The sequence below is a fragment of the Mycobacterium sp. genome (genome assembly GCF_049683935.1).
Classification (GTDB): domain Bacteria; phylum Actinomycetota; class Actinomycetes; order Mycobacteriales; family Mycobacteriaceae; genus Mycobacterium.
This window is the reverse complement of the sequence record NZ_JBAUJR010000334.1, coordinates 1-5,503: the sequence shown is the minus strand read 5'-3', so window position 1 is coordinate 5,503 and position 5,503 is coordinate 1. Positions and strand designations below refer to the sequence as shown.

Sequence of the window (5,503 nt, the reverse complement as noted above, 5' to 3'; positions counted from 1 at the left end):
TCCGGCTGTCCCACCGCCCCCGACCAACCCTTCGGGTCCGGCGGCCGCCGAGAAGCCGTCGGCGGCGGGCATCGCCGCCAAAGTGCTCACCCAGGAGGCGGTCACCGAGGCGCTCGGCGCCGACGTCCCGCCTCGCGACGCGGCCGAGCGCGTCACCTTCGCCACATGGGCGATCGTCACCGGCAAGTCCCCGGGCGGCATCTTCAACGAGCTTCCGGCGGTTGACGCCGCGACGGCGGAGAAGATGGCGCAACGTCTTTCCGAGCGTGCGGAGGGAACCGTCACCGCCGAGCAGGTCACGGCGGCGCGCACCATCCAGGACCTGGCGTCGGTTGTCCGTGACGAGATGGACGCCGGTGAACTCGACGGGTTCGTCCGCACGATCCGGGCCCGGCCCGACGGGTCGACCCGGGTACCGGTCTTCGTGTTCCATCCGGCCGGCGGATCGACCGTCGTCTACGACCCGCTGCTGAAGCGGCTGCCCGCAGACACCCCGGTGTACGGGCTGGAGCGCGTCGAAGGCTCCATCGAGGAGCGGGCAGCCGAGTACGTGCCCAAGCTGATGGAGATCCAGGGCGACGGGCCCTACATCCTGACGGGGTGGTCACTGGGTGGCGCGCTGGCGTACGCCTGCGCGGTAGGGCTCAAGCGCAACGGCGCCGACGTCCGATTCGTCGGCCTGATCGACACCGTGCGCGCAGGCGAGGAAGTGCCGCAGACCAAGGAGGAGATCCGCGCCCGCTGGGATCGCTACGCACTGTTCGCGCAGCGCACCTTCAACGTCGAGATCCCGGAGATCCCGTACGAGCAACTCGAGGAACTCGACGACGACGGACAGGTCAGGTTCATTCTCGACGCGGTCAAGGAGGCGGGCGTCGACATCCCGGGCGGCATCATCGAGCACCAGCGCACGTCCTACCTCGACAACCGGGCCCTTGACACCGCCGTCATCGAGAATTACGACGGCCACGTCACGCTGTACATGGCGGACCGGTACCACGACGACGCGATCATGTTCGAGCCGCGCTACGCCATCAGGCAACCGGACGGTGGCTGGGGCGAATTCGTCAGCGACCTCGAGGTGATAGCGATCGGGGGCGAGCACATCCAGGCCATCGATGAGCCGTACATTGCAAAGGTCGGCGCGCACATGAGCGAGGCGATCAGTCGGATTCAAAGCGAGGAGGCGACCGAAGGTGACAGCTGAATCTCCCGCCGAGACCATCCCGAAGACAGCGGTGACCACCGCCGAGAAGCTTGCCGAGCTGCGCGAAAAGCTCGAGCTCGCCAAGGAACCGGGCGGCGAGAAGGCCATCGCCAAGCGGGAGAAGAAGGGCATCCCGAGCGCGCGGGCACGAATCTATTCGCTGCTGGATCCGGGCAGCTTCCTCGAGATCGGCGCGCTGGCCAAGACTCCCGGTGACCCCAACGCGCTCTTCGGCGACGGCGTCGTCACCGGCCACGGCACCATCAACGGCCGGCCGGTCGGGGTGTTCAGCCACGACCAGACCGTCTTCCAGGGCTCGGTGGGGGAGATGTTCGGCCGCAAGGTCGCCCGCCTGATGGAGTGGGTGGCTATGGTCGGCTGCCCGATCATCGGCATCAACGACTCCGGTGGCGCCCGCATCCAGGATGCGGCCACGTCGCTGGCCTGGTATGCCGAACTCGGCCGCCGCCACGAGTTGCTGCGCGGCCTGGTGCCGGAGATCTCGCTGATCTTCGGCAAGTGCGCGGGTGGCGCGGTGTACTCGCCGATCCAGACCGATCTGGTGGTCGCGGTGCGCGACCAGGGCTACATGTTCGTCACCGGTCCCGACGTCATCAAGGACGTCACCGGCGAGGACGTCACGCTCGACGAACTGGGCGGCGCGGACGCGCAGGCCAGCTACGGCAACATCCACCAGGTCGTCGAGTCCGAGGCCGCGGCGTTCGAATACGTCAGGAACTACCTGAGCTTCCTGCCCGCCAACACCTTCGACGACCCGCCGATCATCAACCCCGGCCTCGAACCGGAGATCACCCCGCACGACCTCGAGCTGGATGCGATCGTGCCGGACTCGGACAACCAGGCCTACGACATGATGGAGATCCTGCTGCGGATCTTCGACGACGGTGACGTCTTCCCCGTCGGTGAGCAGTCCGGCCCGGCCATCATCACCGCGTTCGCCCGCGTCGACGGCCGCCCGGTCGGGGTGATCGCCAACCAGCCGATGTACATGTCGGGCGCGATCGACATCGAGGCCTCCGACAAGGCTGCCCGGTTCGTCCGGTTCTGCGACTCGTTCAACACCCCGCTGGTCTTCGTCGTGGACACCCCGGGCTTCATGCCCGGCGTCCAGCAGGAGAAGGGCGGCATCATCAAGCGTGGCGGCCGGTTCCTCAACGCGGTCGTCGAGGCCGACATCCCCAAGGTCACCATCACGGTGCGCAAGTCCTACGGCGGTGCCTACGCGGTGATGGGTTCCAAGCAGCTCACCGCCGACCTGAACTTCGCCTGGCCGACCGCGCGCATCGCCGTGATCGGCGCCGAAGGCGCCGCGCAGCTCCTGGTGAAGCGCTTTCCGGATCCGACCGCCCCCGAGGTGCAGAAGATCAAGGCCGATTTCATCGAGGGCTACAACGCCAACATGGCCGTGCCCTGGGTGGCGGCCGAGCGCGGCTTCATCGACGGCGTCATCGAACCGCACCAGACCCGGCTGTTGCTGCGCAAGTCGATGCATCTGCTACGTGACAAGCAGATCAACCGTGTGCAACGCAAACACGGCCTGACTCCGATCTAGGCGTCGGGTGCGGTTGGATGGAGCAGTGTCGAACATGTCAGGATCGAACAAACCAGCGTCGAGTCACTTTCCGGACCTGAGCGCCGGCGCCCCGTTCGGAGATCCCCGGCTGGATCTGCGAGATCTCTTCGTGTTCCCGTCGCCGAACGATCCGCTGCGGACCGCGATCGTGCTGACCGCCAACCCCGACGCCGGGCCACTGCACCCGGATGCCGTGTATCGGCTCGCCATCGACCACACGGGGGACCTGCGCAACGACTTCGCGTTCAGCTTCTCGTTCTCGCCACCGGTCGACGGACGCCAGCGCGTGGACGCCTTCCTCGCCGTCGGCAACCAGTCCTCCGCGGTCGCGGCGGTCGGTTCCCGGATCTTCGGCGACGTCGACGTGTCCTTCGGTGAGACCGTCAAGATCGTCGAGTCTGGCGGGTTCACCTTCTTCGCAGGTGCGCGCAGCGACCCGACGTTTGTTGATCTCGACGGCACCGGCCAGGACTCCTACGCCGAATCCAACGTGATGGCGATGGTGATCGAACTGCCCACCAGCTATCTGAGCGCCGCTCCCGATGTCCGGATCTGGGCGCGCTGCAGCCTCCTGAAGGACAACGACTGGGTCCACGTGGACCGGGCCGGTCAGCCGTGGCTGGGAAACATCATCACCACCGAGGACACCAGGGACGAGTACAACGCCGGCGAACCCAACCGCGACCGGGAACTGTGGATCGGGCCGTTGATCGACACGATGGCCCGCACCGGCGGCTACAGCAGGGACGAGGCGATCGCCGCGATCAACGCCGAGGGCACCCTGCCCGACGTGCTGACCTACAACCCGTCCCGGCCGGCGAAGTATCCGAACGGTCGGACGCTGTCCGACGACGTGATGGCCCATCGGCGCGCATTCCTGACCAACGGTGCCAGGCCGTCGTCGGGCCTGCACCCGCACACCGACATCCTGCCCGAGTTCCCGTACCTCGGAACGCCGCACTGAGGACGTGTAGTGCCTGAGCCGCTACCGCCGTCGTCCATGCTGGTGGATGCCTACCGGACCTGTGAGGCACTACCGCTGGTGGGAGGGCTGTTCACGCGCGGCAGGCATGAGGCACAGGCGGTACTGTCGCTGATCGTGGCCGCGGTGATCGACGAACTCGACCTCACCGCGATCGTGCGCGACCGTCTGCAGGCCGACGCGATCGAGGCGGTGATCGCCCGCATCGATCTCGTGGGTCTGGCGAACGAGGTGATCGACGGCGTCGACCTGCCCGCCATCATCCGGGAGTCCACCAGTTCGGTGACCGCCGAGGTGATGACCGACGTACGCACCCAGGGGGAACGGGCCGACGATGCGGTGTCCGGATTCGTCGACCGGGTCCTCGGCCGCAGACAGGGCTACCACCGTGACCGTCCGCGATGAGACGACCGCCCGCGCCGCGGGCGTGGTCAGCCGGTGCGTGGCCGCGCTGATCGACCTGGGTGTCGTCGGAGCGCTGCTGGGGCTGCTCTATTCCGGTCTGGTGCTCAGCCTGCTGGCGCTCAATCCCGGTTCGTTCCGGTTCCCGGCGCTGGATCTGGTGTTCTCCGGTGCGGTCGGATTCGTGGTCGCGGTCCTCTATCTGGCGGGCTGCTGGGCGGTCTCGGGCTGCACCGCCGGTTCGGTGGCGATGGGCCTGCGGGTCGTCGGGCGCCGTTCGGGCCGGCTGCAGCCACTGACCGCGCTGCTGCGCGGGGTCGCGTGTGTGGTCTTCCCGGTGGGACTGCTGTGGGTGGCGCTGGACAGGAACCGAAGATCGTTGCAGGACATCGTGTTCGGCAGCCGAGTCATCTACGTGCGACCATGCTGACCGAAGGCGAGGTGATCGCGGATTACACGATCCTGCGACTGCTGGGCGCGGGCGGCATGGGTGAGGTCTATCTGGCCAGGCATCCCCGGCTGCCGCGCCACGACGCGCTGAAGGTGTTGTCGGCAACCGTCTGTGCCGACAGCGAGTACCGGGAGCGGTTCAGCAGGGAGGCCGACGTGGCGGCCACCCTGTGGCATCCGCACATCGTCGAGGTGCACGACCGAGGTGAGCACGACGGCCGGCTGTGGATCTCGATGGACCACGTCGAGGGCACCGATGCCGCCCGCCTGCTCATTGAGCGGTATCCGCAGGGGATGCCGCCGGCTCTGGTGATCCGCATCGTCACCGCGGTCGGGGACGCGCTCGACTACGCACACCAGCGCGGACTGCTGCACCGTGACGTCAAACCCGCGAACATCCTGATCGCCGATCCGGAGACCGACAATGAGCGGATCATGCTGGCGGACTTCGGCATCGCCCGCCGGGTCGGAGAGATCAGCTCGCTGACGGGTACCGACATGACGGTGGGCACCGTCGCATACTGCGCGCCTGAGCAATTGACCGCCGACAAACGGATCGACGGCCGTGCCGATCAGTACGCGCTGGCGGCCACCGCCTTCCAGCTACTCACCGGTGCACCGCCGTTCCAGCATTCCAACCCCGCCATCGTCATCAGTCAGCATCTGACTGCCCAGCCGCCGTCGATCGGCACTCACCGGCCCGAACTTTCCAGTGTGGGAACGGTTTTCGACAAAGCGCTGGCGAAGTCTCCTGCTGACCGGTACGAGCGGTGTGTGGACTTCGCGCGGGCCCTCGCCAACCGCGCCGGCGTCGGGGCCGACGACACCGATGCCACGGCGGCGGCTCCCGCGGTGGCCGGACCCCGGC

Annotated in this window: 6 protein-coding genes; all 6 read left to right on the top strand. The window is 67.5% G+C overall.

What is annotated here, in order from left to right; translation table 11 throughout:
• On the top strand, positions 1 to 1,207 hold a 1,207-nt coding region (locus tag WA965_RS19665; RefSeq protein ID WP_526447977.1), incomplete at its 5' end, for a thioesterase domain-containing protein.
• A 16-nt stretch (positions 1,208 to 1,223) separates the two neighbouring features.
• Positions 1,224 to 2,780: an acyl-CoA carboxylase subunit beta gene (locus WA965_RS19660; protein ID WP_526302212.1), complete on the top strand. Its 1,557-nt coding sequence runs from the start codon at positions 1,224 to 1,226 to the stop codon at positions 2,778 to 2,780.
• A 34-nt stretch (positions 2,781 to 2,814) separates the two neighbouring features.
• Positions 2,815 to 3,765, top strand: a complete 951-nt coding sequence (locus tag WA965_RS19655) for a DUF4331 family protein (RefSeq protein WP_526302206.1) — start codon at positions 2,815 to 2,817, stop codon at positions 3,763 to 3,765.
• Between the two features lie 36 nt (positions 3,766 to 3,801).
• Positions 3,802 to 4,188 carry a hypothetical protein gene (locus WA965_RS19650; RefSeq protein WP_526302210.1) on the top strand — a complete coding sequence of 129 codons (387 nt, stop codon included), beginning with the start codon at positions 3,802 to 3,804 and terminating at the stop codon, positions 4,186 to 4,188.
• Positions 4,172 to 4,615: an RDD family protein gene (locus WA965_RS19645; protein ID WP_526302204.1), complete on the top strand. Its 444-nt coding sequence runs from the start codon at positions 4,172 to 4,174 to the stop codon at positions 4,613 to 4,615. Before WA965_RS19650 ends, WA965_RS19645 begins: the two co-directional genes overlap by 17 nt.
• A partial coding sequence (locus tag WA965_RS19640) for a serine/threonine-protein kinase (protein WP_526447975.1) occupies positions 4,609 to 5,503 on the top strand: 895 nt, incomplete at its 3' end. The genes WA965_RS19645 and WA965_RS19640, both read left to right, overlap by 7 nt.

Coding starts and splice junctions, on each gene's coding strand:
- WA965_RS19655 (WP_526302206.1), top strand. CDS start 2,815: ATGTCAGGATCGAACAAACCAGCGTCGAGTCACTTTCCGGACCTGAGC.
- WA965_RS19650 (WP_526302210.1), top strand. CDS start 3,802: ATGCTGGTGGATGCCTACCGGACCTGTGAGGCACTACCGCTGGTGGGA.